Source organism: Pseudomonas sp. GW821-FHT02C04 (assembly GCF_059421845.1).
Window position 1 is genome coordinate 757,783 of the sequence record NZ_JBWKVT010000002.1, and the last position, 19,564, is coordinate 777,346.

The 19,564-nt window shown below is 61.2% G+C and carries 20 protein-coding genes; 6 read left to right on the forward strand and 14 right to left on the reverse strand.

The annotated features are described in order from the left end of the window. Nucleotides 1-9: 9 nt before the first annotated feature. From AC07VV_RS11620 to AC07VV_RS11630, 3 genes are all read left to right on the forward strand, one after another. Entirely contained in the window at nt 10-1,017 is a 1,008-nt protein-coding gene (locus AC07VV_RS11620; RefSeq protein ID WP_096822431.1) for a methionine ABC transporter ATP-binding protein, read from the forward strand. Further along, the gene (locus AC07VV_RS11625; protein WP_096822432.1) at nt 1,017-1,691 is read left to right on the forward strand and encodes a methionine ABC transporter permease; all 675 of its coding nucleotides are present in this window, start codon (nt 1,017-1,019) and stop codon (nt 1,689-1,691) included. The genes AC07VV_RS11620 and AC07VV_RS11625 overlap by 1 nt, the downstream gene beginning before the upstream one ends. Before the next feature lie 74 nt (nt 1,692-1,765). Beyond that, nucleotides 1,766-2,539 (forward strand): MetQ/NlpA family ABC transporter substrate-binding protein, encoded by a 774-nt coding sequence (locus AC07VV_RS11630; protein WP_102621157.1) that lies wholly within the window; start codon nt 1,766-1,768, stop codon nt 2,537-2,539. A 157-nt stretch (nt 2,540-2,696) separates the two neighbouring features. Here AC07VV_RS11630 and AC07VV_RS11635 read toward each other — a convergent pair whose 3' ends face one another. The 5 genes from AC07VV_RS11635 to AC07VV_RS11655 are packed head-to-tail and all read right to left on the reverse strand — an operon-like array spanning nt 2,697 to nt 6,605. After that, a complete protein-coding gene (locus AC07VV_RS11635) occupies nt 2,697-3,332 on the reverse strand; it encodes an SCO family protein (RefSeq protein ID WP_085733848.1) in 636 nt (211 codons plus the stop codon). Further along, nucleotides 3,329-4,228: a heme o synthase gene (gene cyoE, locus AC07VV_RS11640; protein WP_495036297.1), complete on the reverse strand. Its 900-nt coding sequence runs from the start codon at nt 4,226-4,228 to the stop codon at nt 3,329-3,331. Before cyoE ends, AC07VV_RS11635 begins: the two co-directional genes overlap by 4 nt. Next, a complete protein-coding gene (locus tag AC07VV_RS11645; protein ID WP_096822435.1) occupies nt 4,216-5,295 on the reverse strand; it encodes a COX15/CtaA family protein in 1,080 nt (359 codons plus the stop codon). Before AC07VV_RS11645 ends, cyoE begins: the two co-directional genes overlap by 13 nt. 10 nt (nt 5,296-5,305) lie before the next feature. Beyond that, the gene (locus tag AC07VV_RS11650) at nt 5,306-5,899 is read right to left on the reverse strand and encodes a PA_0111/PP_0108 family redox-active disulfide protein (protein WP_495036298.1); all 594 of its coding nucleotides are present in this window, start codon (nt 5,897-5,899) and stop codon (nt 5,306-5,308) included. Further along, a complete protein-coding gene (locus AC07VV_RS11655) occupies nt 5,865-6,605 on the reverse strand; it encodes an SURF1 family protein (RefSeq protein ID WP_495036299.1) in 741 nt (246 codons plus the stop codon). The genes AC07VV_RS11650 and AC07VV_RS11655 overlap by 35 nt, the downstream gene beginning before the upstream one ends. A 71-nt stretch (nt 6,606-6,676) precedes the next feature. Here AC07VV_RS11655 and AC07VV_RS11660 point away from each other — a divergent pair, with 71 nt between their 5' ends. Then, a complete protein-coding gene (locus AC07VV_RS11660; RefSeq protein WP_065260656.1) occupies nt 6,677-6,880 on the forward strand; it encodes a twin transmembrane helix small protein in 204 nt (67 codons plus the stop codon). 9 nt (nt 6,881-6,889) lie between these two features. Here AC07VV_RS11660 and AC07VV_RS11665 read toward each other — a convergent pair whose 3' ends face one another. The 4 genes from AC07VV_RS11665 to coxB form a co-directional block, all read right to left on the reverse strand. Next, the gene (locus AC07VV_RS11665) at nt 6,890-7,777 is read right to left on the reverse strand and encodes a cytochrome c oxidase subunit 3 (RefSeq protein WP_495036300.1); all 888 of its coding nucleotides are present in this window, start codon (nt 7,775-7,777) and stop codon (nt 6,890-6,892) included. A gap of 25 nt (nt 7,778-7,802) precedes the next feature. Next, nucleotides 7,803-8,354, reverse strand: coding sequence for a cytochrome c oxidase assembly protein (locus AC07VV_RS11670; RefSeq protein ID WP_085733843.1), 552 nt, complete (start codon nt 8,352-8,354; stop codon nt 7,803-7,805). A 27-nt stretch (nt 8,355-8,381) separates the two neighbouring features. Continuing rightward, complete coding sequence (gene ctaD / locus AC07VV_RS11675) at nt 8,382-9,968, reverse strand: cytochrome c oxidase subunit I (RefSeq protein ID WP_102621155.1); 1,587 nt, start codon at nt 9,966-9,968, stop codon at nt 8,382-8,384. An 82-nt stretch (nt 9,969-10,050) separates the two neighbouring features. Further along, nucleotides 10,051-11,178: a cytochrome c oxidase subunit II gene (gene coxB, locus AC07VV_RS11680; RefSeq protein ID WP_096822439.1), complete on the reverse strand. Its 1,128-nt coding sequence runs from the start codon at nt 11,176-11,178 to the stop codon at nt 10,051-10,053. A 369-nt stretch (nt 11,179-11,547) separates the two neighbouring features. On the opposite strand from coxB, the gene AC07VV_RS11685 reads away from it, so the two are divergent. Further along, nucleotides 11,548-12,180, forward strand: a complete 633-nt coding sequence (locus AC07VV_RS11685) for a hypothetical protein (protein WP_096822440.1) — start codon at nt 11,548-11,550, stop codon at nt 12,178-12,180. Nucleotides 12,181-12,230: 50 nt separating this feature from the next. Here the strand turns inward: AC07VV_RS11685 and AC07VV_RS11690 are convergent, their stop codons facing one another. From AC07VV_RS11690 to AC07VV_RS11700, 3 genes are all read right to left on the reverse strand, one after another. Continuing rightward, a complete protein-coding gene (locus AC07VV_RS11690; RefSeq protein ID WP_495036301.1) occupies nt 12,231-13,757 on the reverse strand; it encodes a SulP family inorganic anion transporter in 1,527 nt (508 codons plus the stop codon). 90 nt (nt 13,758-13,847) lie between these two features. Next, complete coding sequence (locus tag AC07VV_RS11695; protein ID WP_096822442.1) at nt 13,848-14,579, reverse strand: carbonic anhydrase; 732 nt, start codon at nt 14,577-14,579, stop codon at nt 13,848-13,850. Between the two features lie 238 nt (nt 14,580-14,817). Further along, on the reverse strand, nt 14,818-15,876 hold the full coding sequence (locus AC07VV_RS11700) for a PA0069 family radical SAM protein (protein ID WP_495036302.1): 1,059 nt from the start codon (nt 15,874-15,876) through the stop codon (nt 14,818-14,820). Between the two features lie 233 nt (nt 15,877-16,109). Here AC07VV_RS11700 and AC07VV_RS11705 point away from each other — a divergent pair, with 233 nt between their 5' ends. Further along, on the forward strand, nt 16,110-16,412 hold the full coding sequence (locus tag AC07VV_RS11705) for a hypothetical protein (RefSeq protein ID WP_495036303.1): 303 nt from the start codon (nt 16,110-16,112) through the stop codon (nt 16,410-16,412). 53 nt (nt 16,413-16,465) lie between these two features. Here AC07VV_RS11705 and AC07VV_RS11710 read toward each other — a convergent pair whose 3' ends face one another. Further along, the gene (locus AC07VV_RS11710) at nt 16,466-17,767 is read right to left on the reverse strand and encodes a c-type cytochrome (protein WP_495036304.1); all 1,302 of its coding nucleotides are present in this window, start codon (nt 17,765-17,767) and stop codon (nt 16,466-16,468) included. A 12-nt stretch (nt 17,768-17,779) separates the two neighbouring features. Then, nucleotides 17,780-19,564, reverse strand: a complete 1,785-nt coding sequence (locus tag AC07VV_RS11715) for a GMC family oxidoreductase (protein WP_096822445.1) — start codon at nt 19,562-19,564, stop codon at nt 17,780-17,782.

Sequence of the window (19,564 nt, forward strand, 5' to 3'; positions counted from 1 at the left end):
GTTCGCTACGTGATCGAGTTTCAAAACGTCCATAAGACTTACCGCGTCGCCGGTAAGGACATCACCGCGCTGCATCCGACGAGTCTCTCCATCGAGAACGGTCAGGTGTTCGGCCTGATTGGCCATTCCGGTGCGGGAAAAAGTACCCTGCTGCGTCTGATCAATCGCCTGGAAGAATCCAGTGGCGGCAAGATCATTGTCGACGGCGAAGAAGTCACCGCGCTGGACGCCAACGGCCTGCGCCGTTTCCGTCAGCAAGTCGGGATGATCTTCCAGCACTTCAACCTGCTGGCGTCCAAGACCGTGGCCGACAACGTCGCGCTGCCGCTGACCCTCGCCGGTGAACTGTCCCGCGCCGAGATCGACCAGCGTGTGGCCGAGTTGCTCAAGCGCGTCGGTTTGTCCGACCACGCGAAGAAATTCCCGGCGCAGTTGTCCGGTGGCCAGAAGCAGCGCGTCGGTATTGCCCGCGCCCTGGCGACCAAGCCGAAAATCCTGCTGTGCGACGAAGCCACCAGCGCCCTCGACCCGCAGACCACTGCGTCGGTGCTGCAACTGCTGGCCGAGATCAACCGTGAGCTGAAACTGACCATCGTGCTGATCACCCACGAGATGGATGTGATCCGCCGTGTCTGCGATCAGGTGGCGGTGATGGACGCCGGCGTGATCGTCGAGCAAGGCTCGGTGGCCGAGGTGTTCCTGCATCCGAAGCACCCGACCACCAAGCGTTTCGTCCAGGAAGACGAGCAGATCGACGAAAGCGAGCAGCGCGATGACTTCGCTCACGTGCCGGGCCGCATCGTACGTCTGACCTTCCAGGGTGAAGCGACCTACGCGCCGTTGCTCGGTACCGTCGCCCGGGAAACCGGTGTGGACTACAGCATCCTGGCCGGTCGTATCGACCGCATCAAAGACATTCCTTACGGGCAATTGACCCTCGCCGTCACCGGTGGCGACATGGACGCGGCGTTCGCCCGCTTCACCGCCGCTGACGTTCACATGGAGGTGTTGCGCTAATGGCAGACCTGATGAGTTTCTTCACCAATATCGACTGGTACGAAATCTGGCTCGCCACCGGCGACACCATGATGATGCTCGGCGGTTCGCTGCTGTTCACCGTCCTGCTCGGCCTGCCGCTGGGCGTGTTGCTGTTCCTGTGCAGTCCGCGTCAGTTGCTCGAGGCCAAAGGCGTGTACGCCTTGCTGTCGCTGGTGGTGAACATCCTGCGTTCGCTGCCGTTCATTATTCTGTTGATCGTGATGATCCCGTTCACCGTGCTGATCACCGGCACCTCGCTGGGCGTGGCCGGTGCGATTCCGCCGCTGGTGGTGGGTGCAACGCCGTTCTTCGCGCGGTTGGTGGAAACCGCTCTGCGTGAAGTCGATCGCGGCATCATCGAAGCGACCCAGTCGATGGGCGCAACCACTCGGCAGATCATCATGAACGCCTTGCTGCCGGAGGCCCGTCCGGGCATCTTCGCGGCGATTACGGTGACGGCGATTACACTGGTTTCCTACACCGCAATGGCGGGTGTGGTCGGCGCCGGTGGCCTGGGTGACCTGGCGATTCGTTTCGGCTACCAGCGTTTCCAGACCGACGTGATGATCGTCACCGTGGTGTTGCTGCTGATTCTGGTGCAAGTGCTGCAAATGGCGGGCGACCGACTGGTCGTTCACTTTTCGCGCAAATAACCGGTTTTGTAATGACATGAGCCGGCCATTCGCTGGCAGGCGCCAGACGGGCGCCGTAAAAAGGAGTTAGCTGAATGAAAAAACTGATCGTTGCCCTGGCTGCCGTTGCAGCGTTCTCGGCCCACGCCGACGAAACCCTGACCGTTGCGGCCACCCCGGTGCCGCACGCGGAAATCCTCGAATTCGTGAAGCCGGTTCTGGCCAAAGAAGGCGTGGATCTGAAGGTCAAGGTCTTCACTGACTACATCCAGCCGAACGTGCAGGTGGCCGAGAAGCGTCTGGACGCCAACTTCTTCCAGCACCAGCCGTACCTCGATGAGTTCAACAAGGCCAAGGGCACCAGCCTGGTCGCCGTGACCGGCGTGCACCTGGAGCCGCTGGGCGCTTACTCCAGCAAGATCAAGAAGCTCGACGAGCTGCCAAGCGGCGCCAACGTGGTCATCCCGAACGACGCCACCAACGGCGGCCGTGCGCTGTTGCTGCTGGCCAAGGCTGGCGTGATCACCCTGAAGGATCCGACCAACATCCTGTCGACCGTCAAGGACATCGCGCAGAATCCAAAGGACCTGAAAATCCGTGAACTGGAAGCCGCGACCATCCCGCGCGTGCTGACCCAGGTGGACCTGGCGCTGATCAACACCAACTACGCGCTGGAAGCCAAACTCGATCCGTCCAAGGACGCGCTGATCATCGAAGGCAGCGACTCGCCTTACGTGAACATCCTGGTGTCCCGCGCGGACAACAAGGACAGCGACGCCATGAAGAAACTGGCCGCTGCGTTGCACAGCCCGGAGGTGAAGAAATTCATTACCGAGAAGTACAAAGGTGCGGTGTTGCCGGCGTTTTAATCTGATCGTGCCCATGCTCTGCGTGGGCATGCATCCCCGGACGCTCCGCGTCCGCTGGGACGCAGAGCGTCCCGTGCTGCATTCCCACGCAGAGCGTGGGAACGATCAAAACGAAAAGGGGACGCCAGTGGCGTCCCCTTTTTTTGCGCGTTCATTTTTACTTGCGGTTCAGCATCACCGGCAACTGCGCGACCAGTTTGGCGTTGTTCAACGGCGCCCGAATGAACCCGCGCTGCGTTCCGTCCGGCCCGATCACCGCAAGGTTTCCGCTGTGATCCACCGTGTAGTTCGGCTTGCTGGTGTCCGCCGGAATGAACGGAATGCTCACCGCGTTCGCCACCTTTTGCAGCTCCTCGATCGACTTCGGCGTCAGGCCGATGAACTGCGGGTCGAAGTAGCCCAGGTACTGCTTCAACTGCGCAGGGTTGTCGCGGTTCGGGTCAACGCTGACCAGCACGATCTGCAACTTGTCCACAGCATCCTTCGGCAGTTCGCTCTTGATCTGGCGCAGTTGGGCGAGGGTGGTCGGGCAGATGTCCGGGCAGAAGGTATAGCCGAAGAAAAGCAGGCTCCACTTGCCCTTGAGCTCGTTGACCGTGACCGGTTGGCCGTCCTGATTAGTCATCGTCACGTCCGGCAGGTTGCGACTTTGCGGCAGCAGGATGATGCCGGCATCGATCAGCGCAGTCGGGTCGCCCTGGCCCTTGCCGCTCAGCACTTTGTTGACGGTCAGGCCGAGGATCAGCGCGATCACGGCCACGAGGATGAAGACGGTTTTCTGGGTTCGAGTCATAGGTTCAACAGTAAGTAGTGGTCTACGAGCAGGGCGATGAACAGCAGAAACAAGTACCAGATAGAGTACTTGAAGGTGTTGATCGCCGCGTGCGGCCGAGTGCCACGGTACAGCACCACGGCCCATTGCAGAAACCTCGCGCCCAGGCAGAGGGCGCAGATCAGGTACAGCGCGCCGCTCATGTGGATCACGTATGGCAACAGGCTGACCGCCAGCAGGGCGAAGGTGTACAGCAGAATGTGCACCTTGGTGTAGTGCTCGCCATGGGTGACCGGCAGCATCGGAATGTCGGCCTTGGCGTATTCCTCTTTGCGGTGGATCGCCAGCGCCCAGAAGTGCGGCGGAGTCCAGGCGAAGATGATCAGCACCAGCAGCAACGGTTCGGCGCTGACGTGGCCGGTGGCGGCGGTCCAGCCGAGCAGTGGCGGGGCGGCCCCAGCGAGGCCGCCGATAACGATGTTCTGCGGCGTCGCGCGTTTGAGGAAACCGGTGTAGATCACCGCGTAGCCGAGCAGCGAGGCCAGGGTCAGCCACGCGGTCAGCGGATTGGTGAAGGTCAGCAGCAAGGCCTGGCCGAGCAGCGCCAGCACCAGTGCAAAGGTCAGCGCTGCCGTGGGCGAAACCCGGCCCTCGGCCAGCGGCCGTTTGTGGGTGCGCGCCATGACGGCGTCGATGCGCCGATCCACCACGTGATTGACCGCCGCCGCACCACCGGCACACAGCGCGATCCCCAGGTTGCCGAACACCAGCACCGTCCACGGCACGCCAGCGCGGGTCGCGAGGAACATGCCGACCAGCGAGGTGATCAGCATCAGCACCACAACTTTCGGTTTGGTCAGCTCCAGGTAATCTCGCCACAACGCCTGCGCGGGACGTTCGCCGATCAGAATCGCCATGGCGTCTCTCCTTTTATCGTGATGGGCGCCGCCGACTGTTTACGCGGGCTCAGGTGCCAGCGCGCAAGCATCGGTTGCTTGACCCGAACCAGACTGGTTCGCGCGTGATAGTTGACCAGCACCATGGTCAGCAGCAGTGCTGCGCCGCCGGCGTTGTGCGCCACGGCCACCGGCAGCGGCAGGTGAAACAGCACGTTGCTGATGCCGAGGGTGATCTGCGCGCCGAGGGCGATCAGCACCAGCCCGGCCAGCCGCGTCATGCCCACGACTTTCAGTTGCCAGGCCAGACCGAGCAGGACAATCGTCACCAGCAGGGCGCCGATGCGGTGGGTCAGGTGAATCGCCGTGCGCGCATCGCTGTCGAGTTGCCCGCCGAGGTAATTGGGGCCGATGTGCTGGGTCAGGTGAAAGCCGTTGGCGAAGTCCGCCGGCGGCAGCCACTGGCCGTGGCAGGTCGGGAAGTCGATGCAGGCCACTGCCGCATAGTTGGAACTGACCCAGCCGCCGAGGGCGATCTGGCCGATCACCAATAGCAATCCGGCGGTGGCCCAATATTGCAGGCGCTTGGGTACGGTCAGTGCCGGCAACACGCCGGACAGTCTCAATGTCAGCAGAAACAGCAGGCTCAAGGTCGCGAAGCCTCCAAGCAAATGCCCGGTCACCACTTGCGGCCAGAGCTTGAGCGTCACCGTCCACATGCCGAACGCGGCCTGGGCGAACACCACCGCTAGCAGAAACAGCGGCAGCTTCAGCGGTTGCCCCGGATGACGGCGGTTAACCCAAGCGCGACCGGCCAGAATCGAGATCAACATGCCGAGGGTGCCGGCGAAGTAACGGTGGATCATCTCGTTCCAGCCTTTGTGCGCCTCCACGGGCGAGTCGGGGTAATGCAGTTCGGCATGGGCCAGTTGGGCTTCGCTTTTCGGCACGCTGATAAACCCGTAGCAGCCGGGCCAGTCCGGGCAGCCGAGACCGGCGTGAGTCAGGCGGGTGTAGGCGCCGAGCAGCACCACGATCAGTGCGAGCAGGGTGGCAAACAGCGCGAGGCGAAATCCAGGTTTGGCCATGACGATGCCCTTATCCGATGTTCGACAGTTTCAGCAGGTGGCGCAGGTCGTTGAGCAGATCCTTGCCCTTGACGCTCGGGTCGTAGCGCAGCACGAGATTGCCGTGGGGATCGATGATCCACAGCTGTGGCGTGGTTTTGTCGCCGGTGGCTTTGCTGAACGCGGCGCTATCCAGTGGGTAACGTTGCAGCTGTGGATATTCGCGGCTCAGCTTGGCTTCGTAGTCGGCCGTCAGCGGTTGCGCGGCAGCGAGGGCATGGCTGGCGCGACCGGCATCGCGGCCGAGGCCGATCTGGATCTGCCGCGCCAGGTACACCAGTTGCTGGCAATCCACCGCGCAGTCTTTCGGCGCGGTCACCAGCATCTGCCAGCGTTCTTCGTCAGCCGTCACCCCGAGGTCGGCGCGGCTCTGGCCGTTGCCGATCAGCTCGCCGTGATAACTGCGACCGTCCGGCACCCAGAACTGCAACTTGTACATGCCGGTGGCGAGGATCATCGGGCCGATCACGCCGAGCAGGATCAGCAGCAGTTGAATGCGGCCGCGACGGCGACTGGCCGGGGCTTTTGCTTCAGACATGCTGGATGGATTCATGGCCGCTCCCATGGTGTTTCTCCTTTGCGTTGTGCCAGCCGAGATAGAGGTAGAGACCGAACAGGGCGGTGGCCATGGCGAACCACTGCACGGCGTAACCGAGGTGTTTTTCCGGGCCCATGGCAACCACTGGCCAGTCGGCCTGATAGCTGGCGGGGCCGGGTTCTGCGCGCAGTTCGTAAGCGAAGCCGTCGCGCTCAAGGGTTTTCCACAGTTTGGCCGGTTCGACGGCGGTGATCGTCTGCGGCCAAGTACTGCTGACCGGGTCGGCGTGCAACTGGAAGGTCGCGCCGGGGGCGACGTACACCCAGGCATCGACATTCACGGCATCGGCCGGTGTCTTGAATTGCGGGGTAACGCGCCGGTCCGGCCACGGCAGCCAGCCGCGATTGACCAGCAGCCACAGACCGGTGCGCTGATCCTGAAATGGTTGCAGCAGCTCGACGCCGACCTTGCCGTCACGCTGACGGTTGTCCAGCAGCAGGCTGTGGGCGGCATCGAATTGGCCGTGCAGATGCACCCGGCGGAAGGCCGGATCGGTGCTGTGCACCAGCTCGGTGCTGGCCATCGGTTCGGCGGCGCGGCGTTCGGCGTAGCTGGCGAGCAGGGCGGTTTTCTCCGCACCCCGGCCCAGCTGCCAGAAGCCCAGCGAAATCAGCAGCGGCAGCAGCAAGGCGACCACCAGCGTCGGCACGACGCCCGGCCGAAAGCGCTTCATGGCCGCGCCAGAAAAGCAGTGAATGCGACCGCTATACTTGATTGCATCGCCTGTACCCCCGGAGTCTTCCCATGCTCAAAGCAGCTATCGTCCTGATGCTGATTGCCACGGTGATCAGCCTGTTCAGCGGCCTGTTTTTCCTGGTCAAGGACGACAGCAGCTCGAATCGCCTGGTCATCGCCTTGAGTGTTCGGGTGGCATTGGCCGCTTGCACCGTCGGCTTGATTGCCTGGGGTTTCTACAGCGGCCAACTGGTGTCGCACGCGCCTTGGTAGCTCTGTCCTTCAGAGCACGTAAACGAAGATGAACAAGCCGATCCATACCACATCGACGAAGTGCCAGTACCAGCTCGCGGCTTCGAAGCCGAACTGGTGCTCGTTGTCGAAGTGGCCGCGCAGGATCCGCATCAGCATCACGAACAGAATGATCGTGCCGATGGTCACGTGGGCGCCGTGGAACCCGGTGAGCATGAAGAACGTCGCGCCGTAGATGCCGGAACCGAGGGTCAGGCCCAGCTCGTGATAGGCGTGCATGTACTCCTCGGCCTGCAAGGCGAGGAAGCCGCAACCCAGCAGCACGGTGATCAACAGCCACAGCTTCAGCGCACCGCGATGACCTTTCTTCAGGGCATGGTGGGCGATGGTGATGGTCACGCTGGAGCTCACCAGCAGGATGGTGTTGATCAGCGGCAGGCCCCACGGGCTGATGACTTCCTTGGGCGGCGGGAACATTTTCGGATCCGGCGTGTGCAATAGCGGCCAGGTGAACTGGAAGTTCGGCCAGAGCATGTGGGCGATGCCTTTGGTACCTTCGCCGCCCAACGCCGGACCGGAAATGTGCCGCACATAGAACAGCGCGCCGAAGAAGGCGATGAAGAACATCACCTCGGAGAAGATGAACCAGCTCATGCCCCAGCGGAACGAGCGGTCCAGCTGCGGGCTGTACAACCCCGCGCGGCTTTCCTTGATCACTGTGCCGAACCAGCCGAACAGCATGTACGCCAGCAACAGGCCACCGACGAAAAAGATCAGCGGGCCGTGGGATTCCGGGCGCGCTGCCTTCAGATCGTTGAACCAGGTCGCCAGGCCGTACACCGTGGTGACCATGCCGATGGTCGCGACGATCGGCCATTTGCTCTGGGCCGGGACGTAATAGTGCTCATGAGTTGCCATTTATTGTTCTCCTTATCGGGCACGCTTAACCGCCAGTGTTTGCAGCCACCGGAGGATGTCGGGCGGTGATATCGAACAGCGTGTAGGACAGCGTCAGGTGCTTCACGTCCTTGGGCATGTCGCGGTCAACGATGAAACGCACCGGCATCTCGATCTGCTGACCGGGCTGCAGCACCTGCTGGGTAAAGCAAAAGCATTCGGTCTTGTGGAAATACGCCGCCGCTTCGCTCGGGGCGATGCTCGGTACGGCCTGGGCGCTCATCGGTTTATCGGTAGGATTGCGCGCGATGAAGATCATCTCGTTGACCGCGCCGGGATTGGCCGTCAGTTCGTCATGTTTGGGATAGAAATCCCAAGGCATGTCGACATTGTTGGTCGACAGGAACTGCACCCGCACCTGCCGGGACTTGTCCACAACCTGCTCGCCTTCGTACTGCCCGGCAGTCTTGCCGTTGATGCCGAAGGCCTTGCACATCACGTCGTAGATCGGCACCAGGGCAAAACCGAAGACAAACATCGCCACCACCACGCCGAGCAGTCGGGTCACCAGTTTCTTCAGCGATATCGAGTCAGCCATGGCGGCGGCCCTCAAGGGCTACGGGTTTCATTTCACTTCCGGCGGCGTGGTGAAGGTGTGATACGGCGCCGGCGACGGCACGCTCCACTCCAGACCTTCGGCGCCATCCCACGGTTTGGCCGGTGCCGGCTCGCCACCACGGATGGTCTTGATCACGATGAACAGGAAGAAGATCTGCGTGGCGCCGAACATGAACGCGCCGATCGACGAGACCATGTTGAAGTCGGCGAACTGCAGGTTGTAGTCCGGAATCCGCCGTGGCATCCCCGCCAGTCCCACGAAGTGCATCGGGAAGAAGGTCATGTTCATGCCGACGAAGGACAGCCAGAAGTGCAGCTTGCCCAGGGTCTCGTCGTACATGTGGCCGGTCCATTTCGGCAGCCAGTAGTAGGCCGAGGCGAAGATCCCGAAGATCGCCCCCGGCACCAGCACGTAGTGGAAGTGCGCGACCACGAAGTAGGTGTCCTGGTACTGGAAGTCCGCCGGGGCGATGGCCAGCATCAGCCCGGAGAAACCGCCGATGGAGAACAGGATCACGAACGCCACGGCAAACAGCATCGGCGTCTCGAAGGTCAGCGAGCCTTGCCACATCGTGCTGGCCCAGTTGAACACCTTCACCCCGGTCGGCACCGCGATGAGCATCGTCGCGTACATGAAGAACAACTCGCCCACCAGTGGAATGCCCACCACGAACATGTGGTGAGCCCAGACGATGAACGACAGGAACGCGATGCTCGCCGTGGCGTAGACCATCGAGGTGTAGCCGAACAGCGGCTTGCGCGAGAAGGTCGGGATGATCTGGCTGACGGCGCCGAAGGCCGGCAGGATCATGATGTACACCTCGGGGTGGCCGAAGAACCAGAACACGTGCTGGAACAGCACCGGGTCACCGCCACCGGCGGCACTGAAGAAACTGGTGCCGAAGTGGATGTCCATCAGCATCATCGTCACGCACCCGGCCAGCACCGGCATCACTGCGATCAGCAGGAACGCGGTGATCAGCCAGGTCCAGACGAACAGCGGCATTTTCATCAGCGTCATGCCGGGGGCGCGCAGGTTGAGGATGGTGGCGATCACGTTGATCGCGCCCATGATCGAACTGATCCCCATCAAGTGGATGGCGAAAATGAAGTAGGTCACGCTTTCCGGTGCATAGGTGGTGGACAGCGGCGCGTAGAACGTCCAGCCGAAGTTCGGCCCGCCACCGGCGGTGAACAGAGTCGAGACCAGCAGCAGGAACGCCGCCGGCAGCAGCCAGAAGCTGAAGTTGTTCATCCGTGGCAGGGCCATGTCCGGCGCGCCGATCATCAACGGGATCATCCAGTTGGCGAGGCCGACGAACGCCGGCATCACCGCACCGAACACCATCACCAGCCCGTGCATGGTGGTCATCTGGTTGAAGAACGCAGGCTCGACGATTTGCAGACCGGGCTGGAACAGCTCGGCACGGATCACCATGGCGAACGAGCCGCCAAGCAGGAACATGCAGAACGCGAACCACAGGTACAACGTGCCGATGTCCTTGTGGTTGGTGGTCAGCACCCAGCGCATCAGGCCTTTGGCGGGGCCGTGGGCGTGGTCGGCATGACCGTGGTCATCGATGACAGCGCTCATGGCCGGTCTCCTTCAAGTGAGTGGACTGGGCAGGCCGGGGCGCCTTGCCCCGACCGGTTCACGAAGTACGCAATAGACCGGCTCATTTGCTTTCCGCCTGTTTCAGCTCCAGCACTTCTTTTGGCGTGACCATGTCGCCCTTGTTGTTGCCCCAGGCGTTACGTTCGTAGGTCACGACCGCTGCGATATCGACTTCCGAGAGTTGCTTGCCGAACGCCGCCATGGCAGTGCCCGGTTTGCCGAAGTACACGCGGTGCAGGTGATCGGCTTTCGGCCCGGTGGCAATCGGCGAGCCCTTGAGCGCCGGGAACATCGGCGGCAGGCCCTGGCCTTCGGCCTGGTGACAGGCTACGCAGGTGGTGTGGTAGATCTTGTCGCCGCGCTCCTTGAGCTCGTCGAGGGTCCATTCCTTGCTCGTCAGCTCTTTGAGCTGCGCAGCCTCGGCCTTGCGATCGGCGAGCCATTTTTCGTAGTCCGCTTTCTCTTTGACCTCGACCACGATCGGCATGAAACCGTGATCCTTGCCGCACAGTTCGGCGCACTGGCCACGGTAGAGGCCGGGCTTGTCGATGCGGGTCCAGGCTTCGTTGACGAACCCCGGGATCGCATCGCGCTTGACCGCAAAGGCCGGCACCCACCAGGAGTGGATCACGTCGGCAGAGGTCACGAGGAAGCGCACCTTGGCGCCGGTCGGCAGCACCAGCGGCTTGTCGACCTCGAGCAGGTAATGCTCGCCCTTGGCTTCCTTGTTGTGGATCTGCTCGGCGGGCGTGGCCAGGTTGCTGAAGAACTCGACGTCCTGGCCCAGGTATTTGTAGTGCCACTTCCACTGATAGCCGGTGATCTGGATATCGATATCCGGCTCACTGGTGTCGTACATGCGGATCAGGGTGGCGGTCGCCGGAACGGCCATCGCCACCAGAATCAGCAGCGGGACGACGGTCCAGAGAATTTCGACGGTGGTGCTTTCGTGGAATTTTGCGGCGACCTGCCCGGTAGAACGGCGGTGCACCATCATCGACCAGAACATGGCGCCGAAGACGATGATCCCGATCACCACACAGATCCAGAAAATGGTCATGTGCAGGTCGAATACTGCGTGACTGATTTCAGTCGCTCCAGGCGCCATATTCACAGTCCAGGCCGCGTTGGCCTGGCTGAAAATCGACCACAACAGGAGGCCCATCCAGACGTGTGGATGTCGCATCATTGCGGGTTCCCCTTATCGTTCTTGTTATCCCGCCGGCTTTCGCCTGCGGCAAGGGAGCGGCTGCATCAGACTACGAACTTGAATCGCCGGGCCTTGCTGCGGGTGCAGTCGGGCGTCATCAGCTAACTCCATTCAATGGCGAGTATAGACAGCGGCTGAAAAATGCAATGCGCGGACGTCAATCGAGTGAAACAGCTGGCACTTGCGTTCCGGGGCACGAATGGAGAAGGATGCAGACGAGTGGTGGCAAACCGATATAACGCAGGTGTATCAAGGATGAAATAATTATGACAAATGCGTCTTAGCATTTTTCGTAAGCCAGCTAAGTTATGTCTTCCCTATTTCATTGCCTTGTTTCCTGGAGTTTTCATGAACACCGCCGCATTGCGCGAGCAGATCCACATAGCCCGACAACACGAGATTGAAACCGGAAAGCTGACCCGTCAGCTGGAAGCCCAACTGCAACACCTGCACCCGGCGATCCAGTTGCCGGAAACCGACGCCAATGGCGTGCTGACGCGTTTTGTCGCCGCCTACATCGATGAAGTGCCAGACCTGCTGGATGCAGCCAATGAAGTCGCCAGGGAAGCGGGAATCGAGTCACAGATCAAACCGGTGCTGAAAATCGCCGAACAGTACTTTCTCCAGCCGCCGGTCGGCCTGGACAGTCTGCTGGACGAAGCCTATCTGGCGCACCGTTTTGTCGAAGAGGTCAACGACCTGTACATCAAGCATTTCGGCCAGCCACTGATCCCCTTGGACATGACGGTCGCCAATCTGATTGCTCACCAGCTGCTCGGTGAGGAATTTGCCAATCAACTCGACGAAGTGGTGCACCACGCGGTGGACAGCATGCTCGACGACGACAGCTTTGCGCTGGAGTCGGTGGAAGCCTACCGCGAGAAACTCAGCAGCCCGGACACCGGTGCGGCGTGGAAACGCTGGCCGTGCATGAGCCGCCGTCTGGGCGTGGGCCTGGAACTGGATCAGCCTGCGGCTTGATCTCTGCGCAAACGATTGGGGGAACAGATCGCTCTGTTCCCCCAAGTTTTTCAGCCTGCCGCACCGATGCCGGTAGTGGTGCGGATCCGTCCCTCAAGCCTGCGCTTCAATCCCCGCGACTCGATCAACAGCTTCGAACCCTTGGCCGCATTGGCCCGTCCCCACTCCTCCAGCAATTCCAGACACGAATGGTCGATGTAGCTCAGATTGTTGAGCGGCACATGCACCGTCGTGCCCGGCGGAATGCTGCCCAGCACCTGAGTCAGCGCCGGCACCTTGAGAAACGTCGCCGCGCCCACCAGACGCAATTCCATTTCCCCATCCTGCGGCAGATCGATCAGGCTGATCTTCAGCCGTGAAGCCTTGAACGCCAGTTTCACCAGGGTCAGGCCGAAACCGATCAGCACGCCGGTCAACAGGTCGGTGAAGATGATCGCCAGCGCCGTGGCGGCGTAGGTGAACATCGGCATCCGGCCATACCGCCCCAGGCCACGAAAGGCTTTCAGATCCACCAGTTTGAAACCGGTGTAGACCAGCACCCCGGCCAGGCTCGCCACCGGAATGCTTTGCAGCACACTCGACAGCAACAGCACGAAGGCCAGCAGCCACAGGCCATGGAAAATCGTCGAGTAACGCGTGGTGGCGCCGGCCTGGACGTTGGCCGAGCTGCGCACGATTACCCCGGTCATCGGCAGTGCGCCGACCAGCCCGCAGAGCATGTTGCCGACCCCTTGTGCCGACAGTTCACGATCGAAGTCCGAACGCGGGCCGCTGTGCATGCGATCCACCGCCGCGGCGGACAGCAGGGTTTCGGCACTGGCGATGAAGGCGACGGCAAACGCGGCGATGAGCAGGGTCGGGTCGGCCAGGCTCAGCAGATCCGCCGGTTTCAGCCAGTCGATGGCTTCGGCCAGATTCGCCGGTACTTCAACCCGCTTCACTTGCAGCGCCAGCAACAGGCAGGCGCCGGTTGCCAACCCGACACCGAGCAGCGCGCCCGGAATGAAGCGCAGTGAATGCGGACGGAATTTCTCCCACAGCCACATCACGGCGATGGTCGACAGCCCGAGCAACCCAGCCTGCCATCCAAACGACGGCAAGGCCTGCGCCACTGCGCCGGGGAACGCTGTCAGGTTGTCCAGACCCGAGGGTTTCGGTGCGGCATCCAGCATCACATGCACCTGTGAGAGCACGATCAGCACGCCGATCCCGGCGAGCATCCCATAGACCACCGCTGGCGCCGTGACCCGAAACCAGCAACCGAGCTTCAGGCGCCCGGCCACCAGTTGCAGCAAACCCGCCAACAACAGGATCGGCCCGAGCATCTCGATACCATGCTGGCGCACCAGCTCGAACACCAACACCGCCAGACCCGCCGCCGGCCCGCTTACCTGCAACGGCGAACCCGCCAGCCAGCCCACCACCAGTCCACCGATGATCCCGGTGATCAGGCCTTTGGCCGGTGGCAGCCCGGAAGCAATCGCAATGCCCATGCACAGCGGCAGGGCGACCAGAAACACCACCACCGAAGCGAGCAGCTCCCGTGGCAACACAGCTTTCAATTGAGCCGCACGCATGATGACTCTCCCGAAGTTTTCTTCAGGCGTGGCGAAGCCTGGTCGCTGAAACAGCGACCGGCGTCAGACCACACGGATTTTTAGGAGGATTTAGAAGCGCGCTTTGGGCGTCGCCACCGGAATCGGATGGCTGCCGTCGAGCGGCAGGAAGCGTCCCTGATCCGCGTCGTAAGCTTTGATTTCGCTGGTTTCGATGTTGTAGACCCAGCCATGGATGAACAGATGACCGTTCGCCATGCGCGAGGCTACCGAAGGATGGGTACGCAAGTGCTGCAGTTGGGCGATGACGTTTTCCTCGGTGAGGATCGGCATGCTTTCTTTTTCGTCGGTGCAGTTGCAGTTGTCATGCACCATGGTTTTTGCGACTTCGGCGTGGCGCAGCCAGGCTTTGACCGTCGGCATCTTTTCCAGGCTGTCCGGATTGAGCACTGCGCGCATGGCGCCGCAATCGGAGTGGCCGCAAATGATGATGTGTTGCACGCCGAGCGCCAGTACCGCGTATTCGATGGCGGTGGAAACGCCACCGTTCATCTGGCCGTAGGGTGGAACGACGTTGCCGACGTTACGGGTCACGAACAGATCGCCAGGGGAACTCTGGGTGATCAGTTCAGGAACGATGCGCGAGTCGGCGCAAGTGATGAACATCGCCCGTGGCGACTGGGCCGTGGCGAGTTTCTTGAAGAGTTCTTCCTGTTGCGGAAAGACCTCATGATGAAAATGCAAAAAGCCGTCAACGATATGTCGCAGCGCTGCATCGGCGGATTCCGCCCCAGGGACGGCTTGCGCCGACGCAGCCAACGGCTGTTTATCCTTGTCACTCATGATTCATCCTCTTTGGCGGATTCGGGGAGTCGTTCCCGTGTATTCCGGTATGAAGCCAGTGGCTGTTTAAAAACATCCGGGTCATCCCGACCCGTCAGTCACTCGATGAACAAGGTAACCGCCGAAACTTAACTCAAACTGAATCAAGCGCTCTAGAACGTGTGTTCCAGGTCACAAAAAACGTGACCAGCGTAACCGGGCAAGCAATTCCCTCCACTCAACCATAGGCCAATTGTCCCTAAATCAGCGCCATCTGGCGACCCGGCGGACAAAAGGCTGTGCAATCCAGATTGAAACCTTCACGGTGATTGAGTCCCAGGCGTTTCAACGCCTTGGCGAAGCGTTGCGCGAGCAGGTCGGCGAACGGCCCTTCACCGCGCATTCGTGCGCCAAAACGGCTGTCGTACAGCTCGCCGCCACGGCTCTGGCGAATCAGGCTCAACACATGGGTGGCACGTTGCGGGTAATGCGCTTCGAGCCATTCCTCGAACAGCGGCGCCACTTCCAGTGGCAGGCGCAGCATCATGTACGCGGCGCTCTGGGCTCCGGCTGCGTGGGCTTCGGTCAGCAGGCTTTCGATTTCGCTGTCGTTGATCATCGGAATCATCGGCGAGCACAGTACGCCGACCGGGATACCCGCTTCGCGCATCACCCGGATCGCCCGCAACCGGGCCTTGGGCGCGGCGGCCCGGGGTTCGAGAATGCGTTTGAGCTCATCGTCCAGGGTGGTGAGGCTGATCATCACCGCCACCAGCCGTTGCTGCGCCAGTTCGGTGAGCAGATCGAGGTCACGCAGGATCAGCGAGCCCTTGGTGACGATGGTCACCGGGTGCCGGTAGCGCAGTAATACTTCGAGGGTCTGGCGAGTGATTCTGTGTTCGCGTTCGATAGGCTGATACGGGTCGGTATTGGAGCCCAGGTTGATCGGCGCGCATTGATAGCCTTTTTTCCCCAGCTGTTCTTCCAGCACCTGGGCGGCGTTGGTCTTGGCGATCAGCTTCGTTTCAAAATCCAGCCCCGGCGACATGTCCCAATAGGCGTGGCTCGGTCGTGCGTAGCAATAGATGCAGCCATGCTCGCAGCCGCGATAGGGATTGATCGAACGATCGAAGGGCAGGTCCGGCGAGGTGTTGCGGGTGATGATGGTTTTCGCCGTCTCGAAGCTGACTTCGGTGCCCTGGGTCAGTGGCACTTCCTGATACCAGCCATCGTCCTCCGCCACCGAACGGCTCGGCGCGAAGCGGTTGTGCGGATTGGTGGCGGTGCCGCGACCGCGCGGGGGCAAGGGGCTGGACATCACGGGTTTCCTTTATCTGTACATGCATACAGTATCCGTAAGGTGCCGGATGATCCACTACCGTTCGGCCGTCCACCAATAAATCGAGCGGTTAGTTATAAGTTTATTTAGATGTAAAGTTGTAGTTGTGCAAATTAAAGAAACATAAGTTGGCTGTTCGTTTGCTGTTCAAGTTCGTAGTATTCACTCCGCTTCACAACACTTGATTATATAAAAGACAAAAGGAATTGATGATGTCGTTTTTTAATTCGCGCGGTATTTTTCTGCAAATGATGCAGCCCGGCCCATCGGAGCCCAATACCCTGGTTTCCATGGAACTTGCGCGTAAAGAGTTGGGCTGGGATGCCGAAGCCGGCGTACAGACTGAAATGCTGGTGGACCCGATTTTTGTTACCGCGACCTCCAGGGATGGCGGGCATACCTTCAGCATTGGCCGTTTGGAGCACGATGTGGATCGCGACGGTGAAATCGGTGAGCAGGACCGAGCCAAGCTGGTTGCCCTGGCCAAAGCCTATGCCAGTATTACCAATCCGTAACAGCGATTGAATGAATAACCCCTGCATGATTGATCATGCAGGGGTTATTGTGCTTAGTTGTGGCTGGTTACTTGTCCAAGATCACCGGCTGATGTTGTGGTCATATCATCTGTCCGTAACTTGGCAACATCTTTCGCAGTGACAGGGGATGCCTTGTTACCCCAACTTCCACGAATAAAGCTCACGACATCCGCCACTTCCTGATCCGACAGTCGCCAGGCGAAGCCGGGCATGGTGAAGGTGGACGGTGCGGTGTGCGTCGCAGGCAGGGTGCCGCCCTTGAGCACGATGTGGATCAGCGACGTCGGGTCTTCCGATTGCAACACCGGGTTGCCCGCCAGCGCCGGGAACACCCGGGTGTAGCCGTGGCCATCGGTGCGGTGGCAGGCGGCGCAGTTGTCGATGTACACCGCCGCACCACGCTGACTGTCATCACCGTTCCATAGAGCCTTGGCGGCTTTCTCGTCGTACTGATGTGGCTGGTCGGCAGGATCATTGGCCGGCAGCGACTTCAGGTATCGGGCGATCGCGGTCAGGTCGGCGTCGGTCATGTACTGCATGCTGTGGGTGACCACGTCGCTCATGCCGCCGAATACTGCGCTGCGGTCGCTGCGCCCGGTCTTGAGGAACTGCACCAGTTGCTCCTCGCTCCAGCCGCCGAGGCCATCCTTGTGGTCGCCGCGCAGGCTCTTGGCGATCCAGCCTTCCAGCGGCGCACTGCCTGACAGAAAACTGCTGCCTTCGGCCGCGCTCAGGGATTTTTCCTGCATGGTCAGGGCCCGTGGCGTATGGCAGGCGCCGCAATGTCCGAGGCCTTCCACCAGATACGCCCCACGGCTGACGACGGCATCGTCCGACGCAGGTTTGTAGTCCTCGACCTTCGGCGCGAACAGCCAGCGCCAGCCCATCAGCGGCCAGCGCATGCTCAATGGCCACGGGATGTCGCTGGCCTTGTTCTCCTGCGCCACCGGTTCAACGCCGTGCATGAAGTAGGCGTACAGCGCCTGCATATCATCCCGACTGACACGGGCGTAGGACGGGTACGGCATCGCCGGGTACAAGGTACTGCCGTTTTTGGCGACGCCATGACGTACGGCCTGGTCGAACTCCTCGAAGCTGTAGCCGCCCAGCCCGGTGTTGTCCGGGGTGATGTTGGTCGAGTAGATCGTGCCGATCGGGGTTTCCATCGGCAGGCCGCCGGCGAACGGCTTGCCGTCCTTGGCCGTATGGCAAGCCACGCAGTCACCGGCACGGGCGAGGTATTCACCTTTTTTGATCAAGGTTTGATCAACTTCGGCGCCATAAAGGGATGCGCTGCCCAGCAGCGCCAGGGTCGCGATAACGAGAGTCTTCATGGTCATCGCTCCTTAAGCCTGAACCAACGGGCCGGGGTTTTTCAGGTATTGCTCGCGGATCGCTTTCGCCGACCAGTAGGTCAGCGCGGCGACCAGCCCGGTCGGGTTGTAACCCAGGCCCTGCGGGAACGCCGACGCACCTGGAACGAATACGTTGTGCACGTCCCAGCTCTGCAAGTAGCGGTTCAGCGCGCTGGTCTTCGGATCGGTGCCCATGATCGCGCCACCGTTGAGGTGGGTGGTCTGGTAGGACGCGGTGTTGAAGTGCTCGCCGACTTTCTTGCCAAGCACGGCGATGGCTTTCGGGCCCATGGCTTGCGCGACCTTGCCCATTTTCTCGACCATGAAGCGGTTCATCTTGATGTCGTTTTCCTGCCAGTCGAAGGTCATCCGCAGCAGCGGCAGGCCGTAGGCATCGCGGTACACCGGGTCCAGATCGAGGTAGTTGCCCCGGTAGGACTGATGCGCGCCGTGAGCGTCCATCGACACCTGGTGGGTGTAGTAATCGGCGGTCGCGCGTTTCCAGTCGCTGCCCCAGGCCGGGGTGCCCGGCGGGTTGGAGGTGCCGGCAATCGGACGGCTGCCGGCCTGGTTGACCCACATCGGCGAGCCCCCGACGAAACCGTGTGGCCCGTGGTCGAAGTTGTCGGCGTTGAAGTCGTCCAGCGCCACACCGTTGCCGCCGGCGCCAATGAAGTTGTTGGTGTGGGTGTCCTTGTCGAAGAACGCCTTGATGGTCGCCATGTTCTGGTAGGCGAAGTTACGCCCGACCACACCTTCGCCGCTGACCGGGTCGTACGGCTTGCCGATGCCGGAGAGCAGCATCAGCCGTACGTTGTGCAACTGGAACGCGCCGAGGATCACCAGATCCGCCGGTTGCTCGATCTCGCGTCCCTGGCCGTCGATGTAGGTGACGCCGGTGGCTTTGGTTTTCGTGCTGTCGAGGTTGACCCGCAGGACGTGGGCGTTGGGCCGCAGTTCGAAATTCGGCAGCGGTTTCAGCGCCGGCAGAATGTTCACGTTCGGCGACGCCTTGGAATACATGTAGCAAACGTAGCCGCTGCAGAAACCGCAGAAGTTGCACGGGCCCATCTGCGCGCCGTAAGGGTTGGTGTACGGCCCCGAAGTATTCGCGGAAGGCAGGTTGTAGGGTTTGTAACCGACTTCTGTGGCTGCTTTGCCGAACAGCTGTGCGGAAACCGTGTTCTTCTGCGCTTCCAGCGGAAACGGGTTCGAGCGATCCGGCGCGTACGGGTTGCCACCCTTGCCCTGGCCGACCAGTTGGCCTTTCACGGTCCAGGCCTGGCCGGAGGTGCCGAAGACTTTTTCGGCGAAATCGAAGAACGGTTCCAGCTCTTCATAGCTGACGCCGAAGTCCTGGATGGTCATGTCCTTGGGGATGAAGCTTTTGCCGTAACGCTCTTCGTAGTGGCTGCGCATGCGCAGCTCGATTGGGTCGACGCGAAAGTGCACGCCCGACCAGTGCAGCCCGGCGCCGCCCACGCCATTGCCCGGCAGGAACGCGCCCAGCTGGCGGTTCGGCAGGGCGATATCGTTGACGCTGTGACGGATGGTGACGGTCTCTTTGGAGATGTCCTGGAAGAGTTTTTTCCGCACGCTGTAGGTGAGTTCGTCGATCACCTGGGGATAGTTGCCGTCAGGGTAGGTGTCCTGCATCGGGCCGCGCTCCAGCGCCAGCACGTTGAGACCGGCTTCGGTCAGCTCTTTGGCCATGATTGCGCCTGTCCAGCCGAAACCGACGATCACTGCGTCGACCTTCTTCATTACCGTTGCCAT